General features: G+C 43.0%; 18 protein-coding genes. 11 read left to right on the top strand and 7 right to left on the bottom strand.

From position 1 onward, the window contains the following. Nucleotides 1-78 precede the first annotated feature (78 nt). Together V7K98_RS12015 and fghA are read left to right on the top strand one after the other, a co-directional pair. Nucleotides 79-876, top strand: a complete 798-nt coding sequence (locus tag V7K98_RS12015; RefSeq protein WP_335021966.1) for an ion transporter — start codon at nt 79-81, stop codon at nt 874-876. A 289-nt stretch (nt 877-1165) separates the two neighbouring features. Further along, nucleotides 1166-2014 carry an S-formylglutathione hydrolase gene (gene fghA, locus V7K98_RS12020; protein ID WP_335021968.1) on the top strand — a complete coding sequence of 283 codons (849 nt, stop codon included), beginning with the start codon at nt 1166-1168 and terminating at the stop codon, nt 2012-2014. A gap of 240 nt (nt 2015-2254) precedes the next feature. Here the strand turns inward: fghA and V7K98_RS12025 are convergent, their stop codons facing one another. Beyond that, a complete protein-coding gene (locus V7K98_RS12025) occupies nt 2255-3343 on the bottom strand; it encodes an endo-1,4-beta-xylanase (protein WP_335021970.1) in 1089 nt (362 codons plus the stop codon). Nucleotides 3344-3564: 221 nt separating this feature from the next. Between V7K98_RS12025 and V7K98_RS12030 the strand changes: the two genes are divergently transcribed. After that, nucleotides 3565-3717, top strand: coding sequence for a hypothetical protein (locus tag V7K98_RS12030; protein ID WP_335021972.1), 153 nt, complete (start codon nt 3565-3567; stop codon nt 3715-3717). A gap of 288 nt (nt 3718-4005) precedes the next feature. Beyond that, the gene (nifJ, locus tag V7K98_RS12035) at nt 4006-7662 is read left to right on the top strand and encodes a pyruvate:ferredoxin (flavodoxin) oxidoreductase (protein ID WP_335021974.1); all 3657 of its coding nucleotides are present in this window, start codon (nt 4006-4008) and stop codon (nt 7660-7662) included. A 148-nt stretch (nt 7663-7810) separates the two neighbouring features. Here nifJ and V7K98_RS12040 read toward each other — a convergent pair whose 3' ends face one another. Next, nucleotides 7811-8572: a hypothetical protein gene (locus tag V7K98_RS12040; RefSeq protein ID WP_335021976.1), complete on the bottom strand. Its 762-nt coding sequence runs from the start codon at nt 8570-8572 to the stop codon at nt 7811-7813. A 735-nt stretch (nt 8573-9307) separates the two neighbouring features. Between V7K98_RS12040 and V7K98_RS12045 the strand changes: the two genes are divergently transcribed. The 3 genes from V7K98_RS12045 to V7K98_RS12055 all read left to right on the top strand — a co-directional run bounded on the left by V7K98_RS12045 (nt 9308) and on the right by V7K98_RS12055 (nt 12363). Continuing rightward, nucleotides 9308-9991 (top strand): glutathione S-transferase family protein, encoded by a 684-nt coding sequence (locus V7K98_RS12045; RefSeq protein ID WP_335021978.1) that lies wholly within the window; start codon nt 9308-9310, stop codon nt 9989-9991. 105 nt (nt 9992-10096) lie between these two features. Continuing rightward, complete coding sequence (locus V7K98_RS12050; RefSeq protein WP_335021980.1) at nt 10097-10984, top strand: CmcJ/NvfI family oxidoreductase; 888 nt, start codon at nt 10097-10099, stop codon at nt 10982-10984. A 548-nt stretch (nt 10985-11532) separates the two neighbouring features. Next, the gene (locus V7K98_RS12055) at nt 11533-12363 is read left to right on the top strand and encodes a peptidoglycan-binding domain-containing protein (protein WP_335021982.1); all 831 of its coding nucleotides are present in this window, start codon (nt 11533-11535) and stop codon (nt 12361-12363) included. Between the two features lie 69 nt (nt 12364-12432). Here V7K98_RS12055 and V7K98_RS12060 read toward each other — a convergent pair whose 3' ends face one another. Next, nucleotides 12433-13551 carry a ferrochelatase gene (locus V7K98_RS12060; RefSeq protein WP_335021984.1) on the bottom strand — a complete coding sequence of 373 codons (1119 nt, stop codon included), beginning with the start codon at nt 13549-13551 and terminating at the stop codon, nt 12433-12435. Between the two features lie 415 nt (nt 13552-13966). On the opposite strand from V7K98_RS12060, the gene V7K98_RS12065 reads away from it, so the two are divergent. From V7K98_RS12065 to ilvB, 3 genes are all read left to right on the top strand, one after another. Then, nucleotides 13967-14587: a hypothetical protein gene (locus V7K98_RS12065; RefSeq protein ID WP_442940417.1), complete on the top strand. Its 621-nt coding sequence runs from the start codon at nt 13967-13969 to the stop codon at nt 14585-14587. A 161-nt stretch (nt 14588-14748) separates the two neighbouring features. Then, nucleotides 14749-16026, top strand: coding sequence for an MFS transporter (locus V7K98_RS12070; RefSeq protein WP_335022011.1), 1278 nt, complete (start codon nt 14749-14751; stop codon nt 16024-16026). 132 nt (nt 16027-16158) lie between these two features. Continuing rightward, the gene (gene ilvB / locus V7K98_RS12075) at nt 16159-18072 is read left to right on the top strand and encodes a biosynthetic-type acetolactate synthase large subunit (protein WP_335021988.1); all 1914 of its coding nucleotides are present in this window, start codon (nt 16159-16161) and stop codon (nt 18070-18072) included. Nucleotides 18073-18274: 202 nt separating this feature from the next. Here the strand turns inward: ilvB and V7K98_RS12080 are convergent, their stop codons facing one another. The 4 genes from V7K98_RS12080 to V7K98_RS12095 form a co-directional block, all read right to left on the bottom strand. Beyond that, nucleotides 18275-19084: a DUF928 domain-containing protein gene (locus V7K98_RS12080; protein WP_335021990.1), complete on the bottom strand. Its 810-nt coding sequence runs from the start codon at nt 19082-19084 to the stop codon at nt 18275-18277. 120 nt (nt 19085-19204) lie between these two features. Further along, entirely contained in the window at nt 19205-21541 is a 2337-nt protein-coding gene (locus tag V7K98_RS12085; protein WP_335022013.1) for a CHASE2 domain-containing protein, read from the bottom strand. Nucleotides 21542-21717: 176 nt separating this feature from the next. Then, the gene (locus V7K98_RS12090; RefSeq protein WP_335021992.1) at nt 21718-22686 is read right to left on the bottom strand and encodes a DUF1822 family protein; all 969 of its coding nucleotides are present in this window, start codon (nt 22684-22686) and stop codon (nt 21718-21720) included. A gap of 147 nt (nt 22687-22833) precedes the next feature. Beyond that, nucleotides 22834-25557 (bottom strand): CHAT domain-containing protein, encoded by a 2724-nt coding sequence (locus tag V7K98_RS12095; protein WP_442940416.1) that lies wholly within the window; start codon nt 25555-25557, stop codon nt 22834-22836. 94 nt (nt 25558-25651) lie between these two features. On the opposite strand from V7K98_RS12095, the gene V7K98_RS12100 reads away from it, so the two are divergent. Continuing rightward, complete coding sequence (locus V7K98_RS12100; RefSeq protein WP_335021997.1) at nt 25652-25819, top strand: hypothetical protein; 168 nt, start codon at nt 25652-25654, stop codon at nt 25817-25819. The last annotated feature ends 311 nt before the right edge of the window (nt 25820-26130 follow it).

The raw sequence follows: 26130 nt of genomic DNA on the forward strand, positions 1-26130 counted from the left end.
TTAACATAAGGATAACAATTAATAATATCGTATTTCTAATGTTATAACTTGGGAATTAAGATTAGTTAACGGTCGAATATGTTACTGAGCAGACAAGAAACAGAATTCTACTTAAAAGACCTGGAAACACCAATAGGTAAAGCGATTAATTTAACCCTTGCCGCGATGGTGTTAATATCATCAGGAATTTTTGTCGCAGAAACTTATAATATTCCTGATTCTGTGCGGTTCCAATTAAACTTAGTCGATACTGCCATTGTCATCATTTTCGCGGTGGAATATTCACTTCGTCTATGGAGTGCGGAAAATAAAATTCAGTATATTTTTAGTTTTTATTCGATTATTGACTTAATGGCGATTTTGCCATTCTTTCTAGGAATGGTGGATATTAGCTTTATCCGCCTACTACGATGGTTTCGGATTTTGCGATTAATCAGATTTATAGATAGAAAATTTTTATTCGCCACTATCAGCACCGAAGATGGAATGATTTTTGCGCGAATTTTATTTACATTATTTGCAATTGTTTTTATTTATTCTGGTTTAATTTACCAAGTAGAGCATCCGGTTAATCCTGAGAATTACGGTACATTTTTAGATGCATTCTATTTCTCTGTTGTCACTATGACAACTGTGGGATTTGGCGATGTTATTCCAATTTCTGAATTAGGGCGTTTACTAACAGTATTGATGATTTTCACTGGAATTGCGCTGATTCCTTGGCAAGTGGGGGATTTAATTAAGCGAGTGGTGAAAACTGCTAATCAGATAGAAACAGTTTGTTCAGGCTGTGGTTTAGCTTTCCATGATGTAGATGCTGGGTTTTGTAAAAGGTGCGGAACTAAGTTACCTAGTAATGTAATTCGTAATTCGTAATTAGCAGTGCATAAGGGTGGTTTATTTACGTTGTGCTGTACTAGTTGCAAGGTTGATTGAGATGCGATGGGAATAGTGGGTTTTGCATACGCAACTGGGGTATATATAGGACTAGTATTTGATTTCTGAAAATATACGTAGGATGTGTTAGCGACAGCGTAACGCATCAAACCCTTGATAATAGTGCGTTACGAACTCCGTTCTAACACACGCTACAATACTAATTTTGTTCAAAAATTAAATATGATTCCTATAGTTCTAATTACCAGGTTGTTTGAGAATATAATCAATGCCTAACCTCAATCTCATTTCAGAATATAAAAGCTTTGGTGGCAAACTCGGATTTTACAGTCATCCCTCTTCAAGTTGTAAGGGTGAAATGCGCTTTGCTGTTTATCAACCACCACAAGCAACTCAAAAACCTGTGCCAATTCTCTATTTTCTTTCTGGGTTAACTTGCACTGAAGAAAATTTTATGGGAAAGGCGGGGGCGCAGCGCTTTGCGGCTGAGTACGGTTTGATGCTGGTTGTACCAGATACTAGTCCGCGTAATACTGGGATTGCAGGTGAAGATGATAATTGGGACTTTGGCACAGGTGCGGGCTTTTATGTTGATGCTACAGAGGAACCGTGGTGTAAAAACTACCAAATGTATAGTTATGTTGTCCACGAATTACCTGCTTTAATTACCGCAAATTTCCCCACCCAACCTGATAAACAAGGTATTTTCGGTCATTCGATGGGTGGACATGGGGCGCTTGTCTGTGCGATGAGAAACCCAGAATTGTACAAATCAGTCTCAGCCTTAGCGCCTATTGCAGCACCTATGCGTTGCCCTTGGGGTCAAAAGATTTTTAGTGGTTATCTTGGCAACAATCAAGAAAGTTGGCGTGCTTATGATGCTACAGAATTAGTCAAGCAAGTAGGATATCACAGTCAAATTCTCATTGACCAAGGGACTGCTGATAAATTTTTAGCTGAAGAATTACTGCCAGAGGTGTTTGAGCAAGCTTGTGCAGATGTTAAGCAGCCGCTAAACTTGCGTTATCAACAAGGCTATGACCACAGTTATTATTTCATCGCTAGTTTTATTGAAGATCATATCCGCCACCATGCGATCGCATTCGGAGTTAAGTGAGCAGATAATTTTAGTTATGATTCCCACAGTTACTGTGCTTTCTCCGATGCATTCTAGGGTGTACACAGAAGTCTTTGGTGAGACAATTTACGCTTAAGTCTCGGAAAACCTCACCCTGGTTTTACTAGGTAAAACCTGTCCCTCTCCTTACTAAGGAGAGGGATTAGAGATAGGACAGGGTGAGGTTTTGAGAAGTTTTGGGAATCGGATAACTTGTGGTATACCGTAGTTCCGAGTTGCTTAAGGTGCTTGCATAAAAGCCTGGGCTATAGCATTGCGGGCAAGTTTAGGTTGCAGGTTTTCATCGAAGGGAAGGGGACGCAGAAATTGCCACACACTTGGATTATCCCTATAGGTTTTTTTTGGCATCCAGTCGGGATGACGTATCCAGGTATGACGGTCAGTAATGCCCCATGTAATCACAGTATCAACGTCAGCCGCAAAGCAGATGTCAAGAAATCGCTTGTAACCGTCGGCTACCATCTGATCTAGCTTTTGGATACTATCGGGTAATGGGGTGTCAATGATAATATCTAATTCTGTAATTACTGGTTTGACTCCCAGATCGTTAAGCCGTTTTAAGACGGAACTAAATCCTGTCGCATCAAAACCATAAGCAGTAGAAAACCATAGGTGCGACTGGATACCTGCCCCGTCAATTTTAGCGCCGCTATTCTTCAGATATTCGACCATTTTTAAGAAACGGCTCGATCGCCATGTAGCGCCTTCGATGCCATAATCGTTTAGGTAAAATTTCTTAGTGGGATCAACGGAAGCGGCAAATTTAAACAAGTCTCGAATTAATTCTGGTTTTACCCCTCTACGCAAACCGTAGGTAGGATCATCAGTTTCATTTTCATTGTCAGCGATAATTTCATTGGCAATATCCCAAGACTTTAAAACGGGGCTATTGCGATAATGCCCCATAACTCCTGTAACATGCCGTTGGATCATCTCAAGAGTGGGGGGATAAGGAAGCCAGTCTGGGTTTCCCATGTGCCAGAAAAGGGTATGGCCGTGTAATGCTATATTATTTTTTTGGCAGAAATTAGCGATCGCATCTGCTGATTCAAAGGTAAATTTTCCTGGCTGTGGTTCAGTGGCATTCCATTTTAGTTCACCATTGGGTGTCACAATCGAACATTCACGAGCAATCAGGTCAGCGTAATCCTTTTCTTTGAACAAAAATTCACCATCAACTGCTGCACCATAACGCTTTTTTTTAGTAGCAGCTATTTGCCGAAGCGGAGAGTTTACATCTGTATTAGTTGCTGCAATATAATCCGTACTATCGTCTTCCTTCTGCTTATCCTTTTGTAAAAAACCCATAGTCAACAAGGCAGAAAGGGTTGTGTATCCTGCTCTTGTTAAAAATTTTCTCCGATAAGGCATAAATTTTACTTAATTAAGAAACACACGGATTATTATATTCCAGAAAAAATTATAATTCCTTTTGTTTACGTGAAGTACACCGTTAAGGGCACGGCAGTGCCGTGCCCCTACACTTCGCAATATAATCTTATACTGCATCTGAATGGGAACCGCTATATATGCAGATTGACGATTTTCTCCATCAAGATATTAATGGAAAAACGATCGCAGTTAATCTGGGATTTCGTGAACAAAAAGATTCCCGAACCCATACCCCACAAAAAAGAATAAATTATCTCAAAGCCTTATCTAATCAATACTTGGACTATTGAGTACATGATTAAGACATATTAATAGATGCGTTATTTCAAATGAGATATTCATATAAGCGATTCTCCGTTGAGTGAGATACACCCGTAGGGGCACGGCACTGCCGTGCCCTTACGCCTCGCATAATGTAATCCATCTGAATGGGAACCGCTACATACAGTATTTATTTAAACTGAAAAGCGCATAATAAACTGCTTGTTTGCCACTGCCTACCTGATTATGGCTATTTTTAAGTCTTCTATTTACGTGTTCCGATCGTGCAGTTGAAAGACGGGGAAAAAAATTAGATTATGAACAAAACCTTTGCAACCATTGATGGAAATGAAGCTGTCGCCCGTGTTGCTTACAAACTAAATGAAGCGATCGCCATTTATCCTATCACCCCCTCTTCAGCAATGGGTGAATGGGCAGATGCATGGTCAGCCGAGAGTCGTCCTAATCTCTGGGGTACTGTTCCCAGCGTCGTGCAGATGCAAAGCGAAGGGGGAGCCGCAGCTGCCGTGCATGGGGCATTACAAACAGGTTCTCTGAGTACCACCTTCACGGCATCTCAGGGATTATTGTTGATGATTCCCAATTTCTACAAAATTGCTGGTGAGTTGACTAGCTTCGTGGTTCACGTTGCAGCCCGTTCTTTGGCTACTCATGCTTTATCAATTTTTGGCGATCATAGCGATGTGATGGCGGCTCGTGCGACTGGTTTTGCCCTGCTGTGTTCCGCTTCGGTGCAGGAAAGTCAAGATTTTGCTCTCATCGCCCATGCTGCTACTTTAGAGACGCGAGTCTCATTTATGCACTTCTTTGATGGCTTCCGTACATCACATGAAGTACAGAAAGTCAAATTACTTTCAGAGTCAGATTTGCGATCGCTCATCCACGATCGTTTCATACTTGCCCACCGCAGTCGGGCGTTGACCCCAGATCGTCCAGTGTTGCGGGGGACTGCCCAAAATCCTGATGTTTACTTCCAAGGACGGGAAGGTGCAAACCCTTACTACAACGCTTGTCAAGAAATTGTCCAGCGCATCATGGATGAGTTTGGAGAACGCACGGGAAGGCATTATAAAATCTATGAATATTACGGTGCAAAGGATGCCGATCGCGTTATCGTTCTCATGGGTTCAGGCTGTGAAACCGTCCATGAAACAGTCGATTATCTTAACGCCCGTGGTGAAAAACTTGGTGTAGTGAAAGTGCGACTTTATCGCCCCTTTGATGTGCAAAGGTTTGTTGCAGCCTTACCAAGTAGTGTAAAGGCGATCGCAGTTCTCGATCGCACCAAAGAAGCAGGTAGCGCCGGGGAACCGTTGTATTTAGATGTTGTGGCTGCTATCCATGAAGCTTGGGAAATGGGGCATGGGGCATTGGGCATGGGGCATGGGAAGGGAGATTATCCTCTGCCCAAAATTATTGGTGGTCGTTACGGGCTTTCTTCTAAAGAATTTACTCCGGCGATGGTGAAGGGCATTTTTGATCATCTTGCCGAAGCGAAACCGAAGAATCATTTTACTATCGGGATTAATGACGATGTTACTTATACTTCTCTAAAGTTTGACCCCAAATTCTCTACAGAATCGGATAATGTTGTTCGGGCAATGTTCTATGGGTTGGGTGCGGATGGTACTGTTGGAGCTAACAAAAATTCCATCAAGATTATTGGTGAAGAAACCGACAATTACGCCCAAGGCTACTTTGTCTACGATTCCAAAAAATCTGGCTCAATGACTGTCTCTCACCTCCGCTTTGGGAAAGAGCCAATTCGCTCCACCTACTTGATTGACCAAGCCAATTTTATTGGTTGTCATCATTGGGGATTTCTAGAACGCATAGATATTTTGAAAGCTGCTATTCCTGGGGCAACTTTGCTGATTAACAGTCCATACAATGCAGATAGCGTCTGGGAAAATCTGCCGTTGAAGGTGCAGCAGCAAATTATCGATAAGCATTTGAAGTTATATGTAATCAATGCTAGCCAGGTTGCTCGTGAAAGTGGCATGGGTGGCAGAATTAACACCATTATGCAAGTATGCTTCTTTGCTTTAGCGGGAGTCTTGCCGCAAGAAGAAGCGATCGCTAAAATCAAACAAGCGATTGATAAAACCTATGGTAAAAAAGGCACAGAAGTTGTCCGCATGAACTTGCAAGCTGTAGACAACACCTTAGACAACTTGCATAAAGTAGATGTCCCACAAACAATCTCCATTCCCCACTCCCCACTCCCCACTCCCCACTCCCCACTCCCCATGCCCGAATTTGTGCGGGAAGTGCTAGGCAAAATCATGGTATGGGAAGGTGATGATTTAGCTGTTAGCACACTACCAGTTGATGGCACATTTCCCGTAGGTACTGCCAAGTGGGAAAAGCGTAACGTCGCCGAAGAGATACCTGTATGGGAGCCGGATGTCTGCGTTCAGTGTGGGAAGTGCATTATGGTTTGTCCCCATAGCGCCATCCGTGCCAAGGCTTATCAAGCCGATGAGTTAGTCAATGCCCCAGTCACCTTTAAATCAACTGGCGCAAAAGATAAAGACTTTGCCAATCAAAAATTTACCATTCAAGTAGCCCCAGAAGATTGCACCGGATGTACTATTTGTGTAAATATTTGCCCTGCTAAAGATAAATCTGAGCCATTGCGGAAAGCGATTAACATGGCGCAGCAGTTGCCATTACAAGAACAAGAGCGGAAAAACTGGGATTTCTTCTTGAGTTTACCTAATCCTGACAGGCGATCGCTAAAATTAAACCAGATTCGCCAACAACAACTGCAAGAACCCCTATTTGAATTCTCTGGTGCTTGTGCAGGTTGTGGTGAAACACCTTATTTAAAACTATTAACACAATTGTTTGGCGATCGCGCCGTCATCGCCAATGCCACAGGTTGTTCCTCAATCTACGGCGGCAATCTCCCCACCACTCCCTGGACAACAAACGCCGAAGGACGCGGCCCCGCGTGGTCTAATAATCTATTTGAAGATAACGCCGAATTTGGTTTTGGCTTCCGCCTCTCACTCGACAAACAAGCTGAGTTTGCGAGGGAATTGTTGCAACAGTTGGGGAGTGGAGAATGGGGCGAATGGCATGGGGAATTGGAAATACCTCACGAGTTGGTACAGTCTATTCTCAATGCCAAACAAAACACTGAGGCTGATATTTGGGAACAACGAGAACGAGTAGCGCTGTTGAAACAAAAGCTAGATGAACTGTTAGAAAAAAGGAATTACCACTCCCATTCCCCATTCCCCATTCCCCATGCCCAAATCCAAACTCTCAAATCTCTTGCAGATTACTTGGTAAGAAAAAGCGTCTGGATTGTTGGGGGTGATGGTTGGGCTTATGATATTGACTTTGGCGGCATCGATCATGTCATTGCCAGTGGTCGAAATGTCAACATCTTGGTGATGGATACAGAAGTGTATTCTAATACAGGCGGTCAATCTTCTAAAGCCACGCCACGAGCCGCAGTTGCTAAATATGCCGCCAGTGGTAAACCTGCACCCAAGAAAGACTTAGGGATGATTGCTATGACCTACGGAAATGTCTACGTAGCGAGTGTAGCCCTTGGTGCTAGAGACGAACATACCCTCAAAGCATTTTTGGAAGCAGAGGCTTATGATGGGCCATCAATAATTATTGCTTACAGCCATTGCATCGCCCACGGCATAAACATGACCACCGGGATGAATCATCAGAAAACTCTGGTAGAATCAGGTCGGTGGTTGCTGTATCGGCATAATCCAGAGTTGCTTAACCAGGGTAAAAATCCATTGCAATTGGATATGCGATCGCCAACACAACCGGTAGAACATTCAATGTATCAAGAAAATCGCTTCAAAATGCTCACCAAGAGTAAACCCGACGTTGCCAAGCACTTATTAGAACAAGCCCAAGCTGAGGTAGATGCACGTTGGCAGATGTACCAATATCTGGCAAAGCGGGAGATTCTTTGAACAAGGGGCCGGGGACTGGGGATTGGGGATTAGGGACTGGGGATTTAGACCCCAACCAAGTTTTATCCGTTGCGCGTCTTGTAGAGAAGAAAACTATTCCTAGTCCTCAGTCCCCAGTCGTGGAACCTCACTCCTCGTTCACAAGCAGTTATTGACCAGAACCGCCTGTAGTACTATCACCTGCGGTAGAAGAACCATTATTAGATTTACCGGTTGACTGGTCTACTCCTTGAGGTGGAGTAGTTTTTGAGGTATCATTTTCGGTACTTGGTGCGACAGTCTTAGTAGAAGTACCGCCTTTGTTTTCCAAAGTAGAAGTATTACTCGCTGGGCTTTGTGTCGCTTTAGGGGTTGGCTGGGTTGCAGAAGGCGCTTTTTCTGCCGCAGGCTGCTGAGGTGGAATAGTAATATTAATGTTTGGTTGACGAGATGCAGGCGGTATAACTTGCTGTTGTGGAACAGGTACAGCTACAGGTACAGGTACTTCCCTAGTTCTTTCGATTATCGTCGTTTGTGGTTGAGGAGATGCACTAGGAGTTGGACTGCTATTAGGAACCGAAACCGGCACAGTATTGTCAACTGTTGCCTTATTACTCTGGTTGAAGTACCATAATCCACCTACAATCAAACCAAGTAGAGAAGTAACGATAATACCCAACATCAAACCACTACTAGCATTGTTATTATCACGCTCGGCTAAATTGGCTTCCTGATATCTACGCTCATTATTTCGACCTTCTACATAACCGTTTTGGTAAGTATTCGGATTAGCTGTGCTTTCGTTGACTGTTTCAGTGGTTCGTGTTAAATCAGTGTGATTGTTACCATTAGTATCAGTGTAAGATTCTTGCTTGACTTCACTCTTTTTGCTTTCGTGTTCATTGGGAATAGACATAGCTGTTGATTTCACTCCTTAATACTATATTGAGAAACTAAAGCTTTGTAAGAACAAGAGTTTTTAATGAGTTAAAAGATGTATGTTGCTGATAAATATTGAGTTTTATTTGCTACCCAACTGTTGGTAATCATCAGAATAACCTCTGAGATCGCACAAGTGTCTCTATCTCTAGGGAGTTAATACTTAATCTAAAGAAAGAGCATCCCAAAGATAGATGTAAAGATTGATGTTATTAAACTGTTACCTAATGCATCAATTAAGCTAAAAAACAAGCATTAATTCATAATTCCTTCAATAAAAGCCTACACACTATTATCAGAGGGAGTTTTGGTAATTAGTAAAGGTAATGTTATGTATAAATATTTATTTAGATAATCTAATAATTAGGTATATAGGAATCATATTTGATTTCTGAAAAAATCTCGGTAGTCTTGTAGGGTGTGTTAGCGATAGCGTAACGCACCATCCTAAGCTGTTGGTGCGTTACGCTTTGCTAACGCACCCTACGTATATTTCAAAAATCAAATACTAGTCCTATAGATAAATTTATGTTCAGAAAAACTTTTCTTTTCGGAAAGATTGTATGATACTTTGAGAGTACGCTAAGTCTAGCGGTAAACCGTAGTATATATCTAGCATAAATAGATACTAGTCAAATTATTTGTCCGATCCCACAGATCAAAGCATTTCGCTTCCTTAGAACTCGAAAGAGTTGGCAACATCTTTTTATAAAGGGGAAAGCATTTCATGAGCAACTTACAACTTTACTTTGCCAAAGCCTCTACTTTCTCTCAACGCACCCGTGTCGTGTTGCTAGAAAAAGGTATTGACTTTACCGCGATTGAAATTGATTTACAAAACAAACCAGATGGTTACACGCAGATTTCCCACTACGGCAAAGTTCCGGCGATCAAACATGGAGATGTTGAACTCTATGAGTCTGCAATTATCAATGAATATTTAGAAGAGGTTTTTCCAGAACCATCGTTATTACCTCACGATCCCGCACAGAAGGCGGTCGCCCGCATCTGGATTGACTACGCCAATACTCGCTTTGTACCTGCGTTTAGCAAGTTCTTACGTGGTAAAGATGCCCAAGAACAAGAACAAGGGCGACGAGAGTTTACAGAAGCGCTGTTATATATTGAGCAAGAAGGATTAGCCAAGTTATCTGGGAATGGCCCTTACTGGTTGGGGGATCGGTTTAGTTTAGTGGATATCAGCTTCTATCCTTGGTTTGAACGCTTACCCGTTTTAGATCGCTTCCGTAGTTTTGCCCTACCAGCAGAAACACCCCGTTTGCAAACATGGTGGAATGCTGTACGCGATCGCGATTCAATTCAAGCAGTAGCAAATCCTGTAGATTACTATGTGCAGAGATTTGCCAAAGTTCTCGGTCAACCTACCCCCGTTGGTGCTGCCCAAAAGTAAGGCAGAAGGTGGGGAAAGGTGCATAGTTTTACACACACAAAGAATTGAAATTGACCTTTTCCCGACATTTATTAAAAGTTGGGTCAAATAATCAGGACAAAAACTATGAGCGTAGATAGCCAAGTTCTCGACAGACCGATTTCTCAGAATTTGCCATCGGTAGAGGCTAACCTCACTTACCTAATTCCGATGGCAGAAAAACCGATCAACTACACTTATGAACCACCAGCAGGGATTCCCCGCTCGAATGGAACTCATCAGACACACAAATTGCCAATCTATAATGCTCGCTCTATCTCTGAAAATATCTTGTTAGATCGAGAAGGATTTGCATTTACTAAGCATCAGACTAATGTCAGTAACTTTTATGACGAAGACCAACTACATCGTGTCTACTACCCAGAAGCAGAGCAATTATTAAAAGATGTGACGGGTGCAACTCAGGTGGTGATATTCGACCACACCTTGCGTAACGCTGGTCAGTCAAAGCCTGGTGAGAATGATATTAAAGAACCTGCCAAGCGCGTACACAACGACTTCACCGCTAAATCTGGCTACACTCGCGCCCGTCGAGAATTAGCAGCGCGGGGAATAGAGAATATTGATACTCTATTACAACAACGCTTTGCCATTATTAATGTTTGGCGAGCGATGTCTACGACGGGCTACGCCTACGCTAAACCTATTCAAGAATCACCGTTAGCAGTGTGTAATGCCCAAAGTATCGCCCCCACAGACCTTGTAGCTGGTGATTTAGTGTACCGCGATCGCGTGGGTGAAACATACGCGGTTACGTATAATTCCCAACATCAATGGTTCTATTTTCCGCAAATGAACAGAGATGAAGCGCTATTTATTAAGTGTTTCGACTCCGCCGAAGAGGGAATAGCACGTTTTGCGGCTCACACAGCTTTTGAAGACCCCAGCAGCCCAGCAGATGCTCCTCCACGGGAAAGCATTGAACTACGGACATTCGTTTTTTACCCTGCATAGATGCGCTCTTGTCTGCATAAACCAAATCTATAACTTGATTCCACAATAATAATACTTGGAGAAATACATATTAGGGACTTCTAACAAATAAATTATCCAATCTTGTGGGGTGGGCATCTTGCCCGTCCTAATATTGGGGACAGGCAAGATGCCCATCCCACAAGAAAATTTGGGATATTTTTTATTTGGAAGTCCCCTAGTATTTTATAGATTAGGGGCGAATGAAAACAGATGTTCCTAATGATACGTCATGGTGAGATAATGTTCGACATGTAAAGGGAACTCATACCAGCGCCGCCAATCAAATAATTTGGCAGCAATGCACGTCTGTGTATACTTACGAGGTAGTATCATCAATAGTTAAGAATAAGCGATCGCTCACCAAGCCTTAAAACCCCCTTTCTTACTTACCGCAAGGTATTGCCCTCACAACCTGTAGTTTTGCGTAAGTCATATACCACTGTGTAGTCACCTACGCCGAACGTCTCAAAGAGTTCTACCCTCTTGTTACACATCGCTTAACTTTTAGAACGCCTTGCAAATAAGATATGTTAGATTTATTTACTTATACTTACTTAACTTTTGTAAATCAAGATACGTTAAATGGTAGTTTAGTCGCAAAGGAACCAAAAAGTATGGCTATTAGTAGTCCTGAAGTCATCCGTCATATCTTAATCGGGTTGGGATATTTAGCCCCTGAGATCGATCCAAAGCCGGATCTGACTAAATTCGCTCCCTGGAAGCGAAATAACAACTCATTGACAGACGATCTTACTGAAGAGGCGATTAAAAAGTTTCAGAAACAGTACTCACAAAAACTTGGGGTAAATGGTAACGCTGATACCGAGACTCGAGCTTTAATGGAAGAGACAGTCAAAGGGCTTCAGAATAGATTGAAGTTTCACGGTTTCGCAACCCCTGCCGAAATTCCTCCAGATAAGCCTTTTTATGGGCCAGCCACTTATACAGCAGTCAAGAAATTTCAGAAATCTCAGGGTTTAACTGAGAATGGCATTGCCACTTTTGAACAGCGTCAAATTCTACAGCAAGCTAACCTAACAGATAAACCCCAGCCCCAGCCACAAGCACAACTCAAGCTGATAGATTTGTGCTTTCAATTTAAAAAGAATCCTCAAAATCCTTCTTACATTGCAGCGTTAAATAACTTACAACAAAACCTACCCAAGGACGTTTTACACAAAGTTACTAACAAATGGAGAGGGACGAACGATCAAAATCCTGAGATTGTTAAGCTGACGAATTTGTTCACTTATTATGATGACAACAATCAAAATCATCGTGATGCGCTAAATCACTTACAAAGTCAGATTACCCCGGCTATCTCTCAAGCATTTTTAAGCCTCTGGAATAAGAAGTAAATTTAAGTACATAGGTACGGAAATATAGGGTGGGCAAAACTTTGCTCACCCTACTAAAGTCAACTCAACTTAATGATGATGGTGGTGATGATGGCGATCGCCAGCGAGTTGGGGATTAACCGTCAAAGCTTGCTCTGACAACAACTCTGCAATATGAGCATCAGCCCATTGAGCCACCATTGACAAAAATTCGGGGCGATCGTTGACGCAAGCCATTTGCACGTAGTTCGTACCAGGATGCTGTTTTTCTAAAGCGTGGATGATATGGTGTACATCCAATAGAGTTTCGTGGTTTTCTGTGGCAAAGCCAATTGGCATAAAAATTACCACTTTTGCACCCAATTGAATCAGGTTATTTGCCGCTTGCTCTGCATTTGGCTGTGTCCAATCAATTAAGGGGGTGTCATGATTCAGCCAACCTACCGAGATTAACGGATAACGATTTATCAACTTATCTCGAACCAAATCGTACATTGCTTCACTTTCGGCAATCCCAGAAGTAAAGCCTTTGGCTTTATGGGGACAGCCATGATTCATTAACACAATACCGATTTGAGAAGGTAGATAAGCTGCGCCTAACTCAGCAATTTTTTCTTCAACTAGATGAGCCATCAAATCGATGTAAGCTGGTTCATTGAAGAAAGAAGGAATGTAACGCTGTGCTTTAACCCAGTGTTCTTCACCATCAGTTAACTCAACGAGAGCATTGTTAACTTGCTCGATCGCAATCCCACTAGTAAAAATAGAATCAACAACCAGCAACGGGTAGATTAGCAGCTTCTCGAAGCCTTGGTTTTTGATTTCTGCCAAGACTTGATTGGGTAAGAAAGGGGCGCAAAAGTTAAAAGCTTTGAAAACTTGAACATTCTCACCCCATTTTTCTTGTAAATGCTTCTCAATTCCAGCACGTTGCTGTTCAAAGATGGCATTGTGTGGGGAGATAAAATCGTGATGTGTGTGTCCCCACTCATGGCGGTCAAATAGCGCCAAAAGCTTTGCTAGGGGTGGATAAATCCAGGTTGGTACTGGTGCAAATTTTGCTGTCAGTAGATTTAAAGCCTGTTCGTTATAGTTGGCGAAATCTTCGTAGCTTTCGACTTCGCCGTAGCCCATGAGCAATACGGCTACACGGTCTTTACCTGATAGATGCTCGTGGGTGTGTTGTACTTTTTCCGGCGTGGCAACCACAATTAGTTCCTCAATATAACCAGAGTGCAGAGAAATATAAAGTTAGGGAATAGTTTGCACATTTTCCCTACTTGTAACTTATTATCCCATCCAGGGGGATAGGATAGGTGGGAAAATTCAAATAATACATCAAAAGTAAGACTTTCGTCTGGCATTAGGCATGGAAAATTGAATCAATGCGCCATCCGTATATAGGAATAGTATTTGATTTTTTCAAAAGTCTAAGTATATGTAGGGTGTGTTACGCTACGCGATAATGCACCTAAAATTCGAGGTGGTGCGTTAGCTTTTGGCATAACGCACCCTACGCAAAAGTTGCTGCCCAGATAGATCCCCGACTTCTTTGAGAAGTCGGGGATCTAAATTTTCAGGTACAAAGATTTATCTTCAAATGAGCAATTTTCAGAATAGAGAGATAAGTATAATTATTTGCCCTGGAATTCATGAACCAGAGTTAACTGAAAGCTTTAAAGTCGGATTATTAGATATGGTTGCTGATGGCGCGATCGCCTACAACTCCGCAAATATACTGATTTATCCTGGTAAAGATGTTTTAGTTTTATCAGCTTTGCACATTTTGCAGTTCTTGCGCGTTAGCGTAGCTCACCGCAGGTATCGCTCGATCAACTCTCTAAAATCACCAATTATATTTATTAGCTTTAGTGCTGGCGTAGTTGGAGCGATCGGGGCAGCGCATTTGTGGCAACTCTTGGGTGGTTCTGTCAAAGCATTTATTGCTATAGATGGATGGGGAGTACCACTACAGGGTAATTTCCCGATTCATCGCATGAGTCATGATTATTTCACTCATTGGAGTTCCTGTTTGCTAGGTTGTGGGCAGAATAACTTTTATGCACAACCAGCAGTCGATCATTTGTCTATGTGGCAATGTCTAACAAAAAACCCCTCTGCATCTACCCTCCAAACTGTACAAGGCTGGTGGGTAGATTCGTTAATTGAAATTTATCCACCCAAAGGTTATCTGACAGCAGCTGAGTTTTTGCTTATGCTGTTAAAGCGCTATGAAGCAAATTAGTCCGGACAATAGAATTATGAGTTAGGAGTTAGGAGTGTGGAAGGGAAGAGGTTACAGGTGACAGCGTACAGGGGACAGTCAATAAAAACTATACCCAATGCCCCATGCCCAATGCCCAATGCCCAATGCCCAATGCCCCATCTACCCAAATAAAGTATCTAATGTTTCCAACTGAACCGGCTGCTGTTAATAACGGGTTTGGCGCACTGCTAAAAAACCGTGGTTTTATGCTTCTGTGGATTGGGCAACTAGTGTCCCAGTTAGCAGATAAAGTCTTCTTTTTAATGTTGGTCGATCTGGTAGTAGACAAAAACAGTATCTACCTTCCTCCTTTGGGAGTAGGGAAAGAATCGATGTACCCGATTTTGATGGTGGCGTTTACTATACCAGCCGTTTTATTTGGTTCGGCAGGAGGCGTATTTGTCGATCGCATACCAAAAAAGCTAATTATGGTAGGCTCTGATATCTTACGCGGATTATTAGTCATCGGACTTGCCTTTTTACCAAGGAATTTCCATATACTTCTTCTCATTACCTTTGGAGTTTCCACCATTACCCAATTTTTTGCCCCAGCCGAACAAGCTGCAATTCCTTTACTGGTGCGGCGAGAGGGTTTAATAGCAGCCAATGCGCTGTTTACTAGCACAATGATGGGTGCTTTAATTGTCGGTTTTTTGTTAGGAGATCCTCTGCTGAGTTTGGCTGAAACTGGTATAGCTAAAGAGTATGGCCCAGAGTTAGTAGTGGCGTTACTATACCTGTTCTCGGCTGTAGTTATGCTCCCGATTCACTTTGGGGAGAAAAAATCGCCGAGTGAAGCCTTGGGCGATCGCATCGATCTTTGGGCTGATTTTAAAGAAGGCTTACGCTACCTGAAGAAAAACCGTTTGGTTTTAAATGCGATGCTGCAAACTACAGTTTTATACTGTGTCTTTGCAGCTTTAATGGTACTTGCGCTTCCCTTAGCAGAAAAGTTTGGTTTACAAGGCAAACAATCAGGACGCTTTATCGCCGCAGTCGGAATCGGTATAGTAATTGGTGCGGCCATTTTGGGTCATTTGGGGGATAAAACACATCACAAACCTTTACCTTTGATGGGCTTTTTAGGTATGGCGCTGATTTTAGCTTTGGTTCCCTTTAGCAATAGTCAAGTACTAGCAATCGGATTTTGTGTCTTATTGGGTGTGAGTGGTTCCCTAATTGGTGTACCAATGCAAACTCTAATTCAACAGCAGACTCCACCAATTATGCATGGTAAGGTTTTTGGCTTTCAAAATCATGCTGTTAACATCGCACTTTCCGCACCACTGGCGATTACAGGCTGGTTAAATCAAGAGTTTGGCTTGCGAATTGTCCTTATGGCAATGAGTATTGTGGTTGCAGTTGTCGGTGTTTGGGCTTGGAAAAATACCCGCAATGTCTTGCAAGATGTAATTTAATTAATGTAGGCTAATAATCTAGATTTATATTTAATATAAAAATTAATAAGATTTTGATTGAAGTTTTCAACTAAAATGAAATCTTAAATACAGAATTCAGCATTAACTTTAGCTATAGTCTGAGGTTTGACCGTGCGTTCACAAAGTGTCTCCGCAGGAGAATCGCTTTCCCCAATTAGTCTCACACAAACTGAGAATCACAAACAGTCTCGTGCTTCTAGTCCGCCAGTTCTGCCCAAACGTGCATCTGGTGGTTTTGCTTTGCTTGACAGCCTTCATCGCCACGGCGTTGATTATATTTTTGGTTATCCTGGTGGAGCAATTCTACCAATTTACGACGACCTGTATAAGGTCGAAGCAACTGGTGCTATGAAGCACATTCTCGTGAGACACGAACAAGGCGCAGCCCACGCCGCAGATGGTTACGCCCGTGCAACTGGGAAGGTAGGAGTATGCTTTGGCACTTCTGGCCCAGGAGCAACTAACTTGGTGACAGGGATCGCCACCGCCTACATGGATTCAATCCCGATGATTGTGGTGACGGGGCAAGTAGCGCGTCCGTCCATTGGTACAGATGCCTTTCAGGAAACCGATATTTACGGAATTACGTTACCCATTGTCAAGCATTCTTATGTAGTGCGTGACCCCAAAGATATGGCGCGAATTGTCGCCGAAGCCTTCCACATCGCTAGCACTGGGCGACCTGGGCCAGTTTTGATTGATGTCCCCAAGGATGTGGCTTTAGAAGAATTTGACTATGTACCTGTAAAGCCAGGTTCAGTAAAGTTACGCGGTTATCGTCCCACGGTAAAGGGAAATCCCCGGCAAATTAACGCCGCGATTCAGTTGATTACTGAAAGTCGCCGTCCTCTACTGTATGTCGGTGGTGGTGCGATCGCAGCTAGTGCCCACGAAGAAATCAAAGAACTCGCAGAATTATTCGATATCCCTGTCACCACAACCTTAATGGGGATCGGTGCATTTGACGAACATCATCCCCTCGCTTTGGGAATGTTGGGGATGCACGGCACTGCTTACGCTAACTTTGCCGTAAGTGATTGTGATTTGTTAATTTGCGTCGGCGCTAGATTTGACGATCGCGTAACTGGTAAATTAGACGAATTCGCCTCGCGCGCTAAAGTAATTCACATCGACATCGATCCGGCAGAAGTCGGCAAAAACCGCATTCCCGAAGTGCCCATCGTCGGCGATGTGCGTAACGTGTTAGTAGACTTATTGCGTCGCTGCAAAGAAACAGGCGTTAAGGTTACACCGAATCAAAACCAAGAGTGGTTAAATTTAGTTAACCGTTGGCGCGAAGAGTATCCTCTAATAGTGCCGCACCATGCCGACAGCATTTCACCCCAAGAAGTGATGGTAGAAGTTAGTAGCCAAGCACCCAACGCTTTCTACACCACAGATGTCGGACAACATCAAATGTGGGCAGCACAATTTCTCAAGAACGGCCCAAGACGCTGGATTTCTAGCGCGGGTTTGGGAACGATGGGTTTTGGATTACCTGCGGCAATGGGTGCGAAAGTCGCCTTTCCTGATGAAGAAGTCATTTGTATTAGCGGTGATGCTAGTTTCCAAATGTGTTTGCAGGAATTGGGAACACTTGCACAATATGGGATAAATGTCAAGATAATAATTATCAATAACGGTTGGCAAGGGATGGTGCGCCAGTGGCAGCAAGCCTTCTATGGTGAGCGTTACTCATGCTCAAACATGGAAGTAGGGATGCCAGACGTAGAGTTCTTAGCAAAAGCTTATGGCATTAAGGGAATGGTAATCAGCGATCGCAGTCAATTAAAAGATGCGATCGCCGAGATGCTGGCACACAAAGGCCCAGTGATCTTAAATGTCCACGTCACCAGAGACGAAAACTGCTATCCAATGGTAGTTCCTGGTAAGAGCAATGCTCAAATGGTCGGCTTGCAGAAGCGATCGCCGAAAGCAGCATCAGAGCCAGTGTATTGTAGCAATTGCAATGCAAAAAATGCTCCTACCCACAACTTCTGTGCTGAGTGTGGGACAAAGTTGTAACGCTTGTTGATCATTTTGACTCTTAAAATCTCTGCGTTGCGCCAGTTGCTTCAAGTCGGGGAACCCGCCCAACGCACTGGCTTCTCTGTGCCTCTGCGGTTTAAAAGCAATTTTTCTAACCACAGAGGCGCAGAGGACACAGAGAAAAGAGGAATATATTGTCCAAAGATTTTACCCACCTTGAAAGGGCTAGTCCTAGTTTCTAAGGTTCCTCCAAAAAAATCGGTTCTGCGGCAATATCATCTAAGTCGATGCTGGCTAGCAAATTTTGCCATTCTGCTTGCAGTTCTGTATCTTTAGGACTTTTTTGGCGTAGTTGAGCCAGTATTGTCAGTGCTTCGTACCATATCCCGTTTTGGGCATAAATAGCATAGCGCTTTAGAAGCTCTGTTGTTTGTAGCTCTTTGACTACGGCGGGGTTGAGTTCGACTCTTTGGATTACTCCTTCGACGAAAGTCGGGGGAGAATTTTTTTCTCGATCGGAGCTAATGGTTAAAAACCAGCGATATTGTTTGTTTAGCGGCAAGCCGGGAGCAGTTGTAGGCAAAGACACACGGATGACTCCTGGTTTATCTGGTAGAGCGATCGCTTTTTTATAAATCTCGTTAGAGTCTTGATCTTGCAGCACAAATTCAACTGCATAGCGCGAATCTTTGGTATATGGCACATAGAAAAACCAACTTGGGTGTTCTAGTGTTGTCTGTCCCCAGACATTAATCACTGAGTTAGATTCCTTAGTAAAGGGCACTAAAGCAGTCAGGTCATGTTTAGTAGGTGGAAAATCGCCACGCTTCGCTCCACCACGAACGCGACCCCCAGGAGGAGGGCCAGGTGGAATTGCCGGTTGATTAAAAATTTTGGTTTTAGCAAGGGGAATTTTAGCATTAGAGCGATCGCTAATTGAAAAACCAAGAGTTGGTTTTGCCACGACTGGAGTTAAGCTAACTAGTAAAGTGGTACAGCTAAAAGCTACTACTAAAAACAGTTTTATTGGTTGTGAATTTGACTTCATAAAAACCTTCCTTTATGTATGCAAACCTTGTAAGTTTATCTGCTAGATATTAAAAATTTAATCAAAAAAATCTTTCCCCAATTCCCAATTCCCAATTCCCAATTCCCAATCCCCAATTCCCTATTTCCCACTTTCCACCTGAACTTTTGTTGCTGAATTATAAATTGACATCAGACTAACGGTAGTTACCAGCGACAAAATAGACGGTACAAATGGAACCCAAGCACCCGAAATTAACAAACCAAAGCAGACTATATACAGAACACTACAGGTAATACTGACTGCCAATGCCAACCAGGGGAAAGAAAGCTTTCGCCAAGCCAAAACTCCCCCTACCAAAGACCAAGCCCAAATCCACGCCACCTCAGACCACAGCGACCAAACCCGCAGCAACGGCCGCCCATCCTGCACAGCACTGAGGATTTGGCTAATCATCTGGGCTTGTACTAACACTCCTGGCATTTGCTCATCTAAAGGAGCGCCATAAGGTGTAGGCCAGGTGTCTGGAGAATCTCCCTTTGCTGTCACACCAATCAAAATAATCTTGTCTTTGATCGCACTGGGGTTAATTGGACTAGTTAAAAATTGGGTTAGCTTCACCTGTTGCGCTATCTGTTTTGGAGAACGGTAGTTAAGTAAGATTTGACCACCATTAGCATCAATATCGTGATAGCCGCCAGTCCGAGATTTCAGATTTGGAAAAATAGTCTTACCGAGTTGCAAATTCCCTTCAGGGGTTAACTTTGGTTGAATTCCTGAAGGTTGCAGATAGAGAGAGGCCAGTTGTAGACTGAATGCAAAGGTAGCAGGACACAACGATGTAGGCTCCTGGTTCATGAACAGGAGATGGCGACGGATAACTCCATCAGGATCGTGAATAAAGTCACTGAATCCCAGATTTGTTTTAGGGATTTCTGGTGGCGGCTTAATACCTGTGATATTTTCTGTGCCGTCACTTCCTTTACATACACCAACCAAATTCTGAGTTTGTTGAAGACGAGTAATTAAATCTGGCTGTTTGGCATTAAAATCACGGTAGATATCTAAGCCGATGGCGCGGGGTTGGTATTGACTCAGTTTTGCCAGGAGTTTATTGAGAGATTTTTCGGAAATAGAAGCTCCAATCAAGGACTCATTATTTTGTCTTTGAATTGCCAGATCGTCATCGTCAATTGTGATTACCAATAGACGCGAATCTAGTCCTTCCGCAGGGCGCGATCGCATCATCTGGTCAAAAGCAGGAATTTCTATACTTTCCAGCAATCCTAACCATCTCACCCCATAAACCAAGGCTGTAATTGCCAAACTGGATAACACAGTTGTTGCTAATCTGCGTCTGATAGACAAAGCTAAATTCGGTTTATCTTCAGTTTTTGTTGTAGTCCTTAATTCCTCCCAAGTGGGTGGTATCTGCGCTGGATTTTGGCAAATCATTGGTAGCCATGTTGCACAGGGAAATCGATCCTCAAGTCCTTGCAATCGTTCCCGTGCTTGACGTACCGCTTGATATAAAGACTCCCCACCAGCAAAACCTTCGAGAAAATACTTTAAAAATTCCTTCGCAACCTGGTCTGGAACCGGTTCACGCATGATGATCATTTGAGGTATTTGCAAATCAGCCAATTCTCGTGCCAATCCCAATCCATCACAGGAGTTGAATATAGCTAGTTGCAAGCCATTTTCAATGGCTTTCCTCAGAGCGTATTTTAATTCGCCAATGGTGAGACTATCAGTTTTATTCAGGTAAATTCGTCCACATTCTCCATTTTTGTTACTGGAACTATGCCCAGCAAAAAAGAGAATATCCCAGTTTTTTCCCCAAAGATGCTCGGTTAATTCTTTGCGTTGTGGTTCTACCAGAAAACTGATTTCTGCGTTATTACACTGTTGGAGTAAAGCTTTATCGGCCTCGGTGTCAATCCCCTGACTATTGCCCACAATTGCCAAAATATTGACTAATGGATTTTTTGTGCGTGGCTTGTGAATGCGATCGTAGGATGGTGAAGAAAGGGCAATTTCAGTCTTGGGGTAGCGTTCTAACAACTCCCACAGATGCCAGGGTAATAGCTGCAATTGGCTATTTTCTGTTTGCAAAATTACTCGCACTTCTTCTGTGGACGACAATTTTTCTAACCATTTTTCCCTCAAAGGGCGAAACTCTTCTGCTCGCAACCAGGTATTAAAGCGTGCCCGCAAGATATGGGAAGTGTTTTCGCAGTCTTGAACCATCGATACATTCGTCACCTGCATTTTGTCAGCATGGAGACGATAACGATTGCCTATCTGCCGATAACTAGACTGCCAATGACTGTAATAGAGAGGCATTTCGGGAAATGAAGGTAGTCTTCCTGTAATTTCTGTTGCAGCCCGCTCGTGTTCTTCACCAATTTGGAGGGTAACAGCAAATCCTTGCTCAAAACTACCCTCTCCGAATTTCAGAACCACTAACTTACCCATAACTGTCGCTATCTCCCTGTGCAAAATCATGCCCTGTTCTAATGTCTCATAACAAGCTTCACAAGCTTTTACAGACTTTTCTCAAAATCCCCAAAAGCAGACTTTAATTTTTAATTTTTAATTAACCAATTAGCACTTACTAAATTACCGACAAAGAGGGAAGATAGCTAGATATTTCAAATTTGAAAATGTTCAGTAATACTATTATCATTAATGGCTACCCTAACGCTAAATTGCTCTGTAGGTTCACCGCGAAACTGTAACTGAATATAGTTGTCTGATTTTCTCGATTGAGCGTCTAGAAATACTTCTCCCGAACTATCTAGAACAGTGAGATGAACTCCTGGGGGTAAATAGATTTGATTTCCCGTAGCGTGCAATTGCAGATGAATAGTGGTTTGTTGATCCTTTTCTGGGCTGATTTCCACAATCAACATGACGGGTTGGTTAAGAATTTGGATACCCAAATCAATTAGTTTTGCGCGTTTAGTAATTGATTCTGGTCGATTGAGGGCATTAAGTTCCAGAGTTTCATTACGGCGAAAGGCATAAGCTGGTCTTAGTTCCGGCAAGTTCCACAACGATTCAACAGTCTGCCAACCTGTCTCAAATATACCAGCAAACCACTGACTTAAATTCACGAGTGAACTAACTGGGGATTGGCGTAGTTGATCTAGGTGGTCGATAAAGGCTTCTAATGGTTGCAGTTGTTTTAAGGGAAGTGTTTCACTTGTGACACTGGGAATAAAACCAAGCAGCCTTGCTTCTTGGAGCAATTCATCAAATTGAACAACTAAATAACCCACCCGTTCTTCCCAAGTTTCTGGAGGAATGGAACATATCTGCTGATGTTGATGGACGGGGCGACACTCCAGACGACCAACTGAGGGTACTTCTAAGTCAGCGATATTTCCACAGAGACGCATGATGGGGTTCCAACTGTCACTAGCCTGGAGGTTAGTAGGAATATCCATCATTTCTAAATAGTCATTGACTACCCATACAGCTAGCGTATTCAGCCGAACTTGCTCTCCTTTTTCCGAATTTGGCTGTTGGTTAGCAAATTCCTGGGCAGTTCTACGAGCTAATTGGGAAATCGGCAATTTTAAAGCGAAATCGTCTAGCTGATAGGCGTAGTTACTCATAAGTCAGTCTTTAATGATCAATGCTGCTATGTACATATCATCTGGATTCACTAAATTTATGCCACAAAATTGGGAATTGGGAATTGGGAATTGGGAATTGGGAATGGGGAATGGGGAATGGGGAATTGGGAATTGGGAATTTGCAAATTACAACCAGTTGCCAATCAACACATAGGCAGACCAAAAGCTTGGTGCTTTGTAGTTAGGATGTTTCAAAAGTTGTAGCTGGGCACGGTGGACAGCTTCGGCTTTGCTGATTTTGCCACTCTTGAGTTCTCGATAGAAGGCACTAACAAACATTGCTGTTGATTCATCATCAATCTGCCACAGGGAGGCTATGGTACTGCGTGCGCCGGCTCGTACAGCTGCTCCTGCTAAACCGAGTGTTGCACGGCTATCTCCTGCTGCTGTCTGGCAAGCACTCAAAACTAATAGCTCTACAATGGTTTTACTTTGGCTGCGGAAGAGAGTATCAAAATCCTTGACGTTAATTTGACCATCGAAATCCAAAATAAAAGTGTCTTCAAGGCGAGAACTAAACTGGCCGTGGGTTGCTAAATGCACGATGTTAAATGAAGCACCACTAATTTGACTCTCTAAATTTTTTTTCTTAAAATCTCCATCTAGTAAACTAGTTGTCGAGACTCCTGCTTTGGTAATGCCGTCAAATTCAGATTTGATTGCAAGCAACGGTGCAAACTCGGAAAAACCTGGTGGTGGCTGAGTCAGTCCTGCGGTTAGCGCTCTTAGCTGCTGTTGAACGAGGGGTTTAGGGTTGAGGAGTTGCAGACCTACGCTCAGAGCGATCGCATATTTCTCTACCAAGTATTGTTTACCATCATAGAGGGCTGCCATTGGTAAGTTGCGTAAGGGGCCATCCAGGACGAATACTAAGGTATCTACCCCACTTTTTTGCAATTTTGACTCAATGGGTTGAAGCAGCCAGTTGTAAACTTGATGCGCCTGTTTTTGGACGGTTTTCGTAGCGGTGGGGTTGACTAGATTTTTTCGTAGGTCTACTAAGAGTTCTTCTACTGCTGTGTGGGAAATAGGAGTAGTGTAGCTTTCTAGGGGGTGTTTGGGAATTTTGACTATTACCTGGAGTTCATTTTGAAGAATAATTGGATAAAGGATGGCAGCCGTGGGATTATCTTTGTCTACTACTTGATCGAGGGGTACTTTCTGACCTTGTAAACAAGCTTCCTGGAAAAAGTCGTCTAATTCTGCTAGTTGGAGTTCTTCAATCCTCTGGCGTGCTTTCTCTAAGATTTTTTGGTCTGATTTTCCTTCTTGGGATTTCAGCAATAACTCTACTGACTCGCGGTAAATGGGTTCTACGCTATCCCGGAAGTTGAATTGCAGATCCTGGTTTACTACATCTTTATTGACTACTAAATCTCTGCGGATAGATTGGAGAGTATCCACAGCAGCATCATACGCTGCGATCGCACCATTAATATTTTTTTGTACCCGCAGCAATCTACCTAACTGCCACTCTAAGGCGTAGGTAATTTCTGGTGCATTGCTGCTCTGTGCCAGAGCTAACCCTTTCTGGGTAAGCTCTTGCGCCTCTGACCATTGTCCAGTTTTTTCGTATAAGCTGCCTAAACTCTTTAGTGCGTAGGCTTCTGCCCGCTTGTCACCCAAACTGCGAGATTTCTGGATGGCACTGGCGAGTAATGTTGCTGAGTCGTGAATGCCACTTTTAAAGTAATAAATATTACTTGATGCTTGCAATACTCTTGTCTTGACTTTCGTCATACTTTGTGAGTAGTTGACTAGAGCGTAAATACTTGCACGACTAGGGGGGAGTTGGTTGAGTTGTGATTCAATCAATGGCAAAAGAGTTTGAAGCTTTGCCCATTGTTGATCTTCAATGAGTAGGCTGAGGAGATTGAGTTGCGCTTGAACTTTTATTAAGGGTGGGGGAGATGCTGCAATAGTTTGTTGATAATAGGCGATCGCTGTTGCTTTATTTTTTTCTTGACGGGCATGATTCCCCAGACTGAAGAGACTGGCGGTAATATCAACGGTTGATTGCAGATTTCGAGCAGTTGTCAGACTTTCTTCTAGTGCTTGATGTGACCTTTTCAAATCGCCTACTACTAAAAGGGCATCACCAAGCGATCGCAAACTCACTGTCTTTTCTCTAGAGTCTGGTTGAGATTTTAATGTTTGACTGACGCGATCGAGTGTTTTGATAGCGCGGGGGTAAAATCCTTGGCTTCGCCACGCCTGTGCTTGATTGATTAGCGATCGCACCACACCGCTTTGATTATCTACTTGCCTGTAAATTTCTTCTGTCTGCTGCCAAGTTGTTAAAGCATCCTCAGCATGTCCCGTTCTCAGTTGCAGACGACCTTGAATATCTAGTGCTTGAGCAAATATTTGGAGATTTTGGTTTTTATCTTGTGCTTTGAGTAAATTCAAGCTCTCTGTAATTACCTGCTGTGCCTGATTCCATGCACCGAGTTGCTGATAAGCTAGAGAAAGATTACTCAGTGTTGCTGCCAGTGGAAGGCTTTCTCCATCCTGTCTATATGCTTGGACAGCCTGTTCTAATACTTCTACCGCCTTGGCAAAGTTTCCCGTATCGTATAAAATTTTACCTTGATCTAGTAGTGAGGTCGGATCGGTGACTATAGCCAGCGATGTCTGACTGTTAATTGGTAATTTAAATAAGGGATTAATTGAGTTAGGAACCTTTGCCAGCACGGGTGAACCAAGGATGCATAGCAAAGCCATCAGGAAGTACAAAGGCAAACGTAAAAAGTGAGCCAGCTTATTCTTCTCCCAACGCCCAGATTGCTTTTGCCTTTTAGCTTTTACAGAATTCGCGCCAAAAATCCTAGTTGATTTAGTCATAAACATGACAAGAGGTAAATGATAACCAGGAACGTACAGGATTTACTGTAAATATTTGGGCTACCAGGGTAATGTTACCATTGGCATCCATGACTCATGCATGAGCTTTCATAATCTTAGGAATATAGCTATTGCGATCGCTCTACTCTACTGCTGCAAAACCCAACGGCGATCGCTACACCGAACCAGTCAACATTCAACCTCCATTATCATCCGTGAAGAACCTAACCCCCCAGCACCCTTCCCTATAAGCGAAGCTACGGTGTAGATACAAGTCGCAAAAACTTCATCCACCCAAGATTCGCGCTGCATTACGCTAGCGTGACAAAGCTAAAACACATTTGTTATTTCGGGGTATGCATTTGTTATTTCGGGGTATGCATTTGTTATTTCAGGGTATCCATTTGTTATTTCGGGGTATGCATTTGTTATTTCGGCGTACCCATTTGTTATTTCGGCGTACCCATTTGTTATTTCGGGGTATCCATTTGTTATTTCGGCGTACCCATTTGTTATTTCGGCGTACCCATTTGTTATTTCGGCGTACCCATTTGTTATTTCGGCGTACCCATTTGTTAT

Origin of the sequence: Nostoc sp. (assembly GCF_036917435.1) — a bacterium.
Classification (GTDB): domain Bacteria; phylum Cyanobacteriota; class Cyanobacteriia; order Cyanobacteriales; family Nostocaceae; genus Nostoc.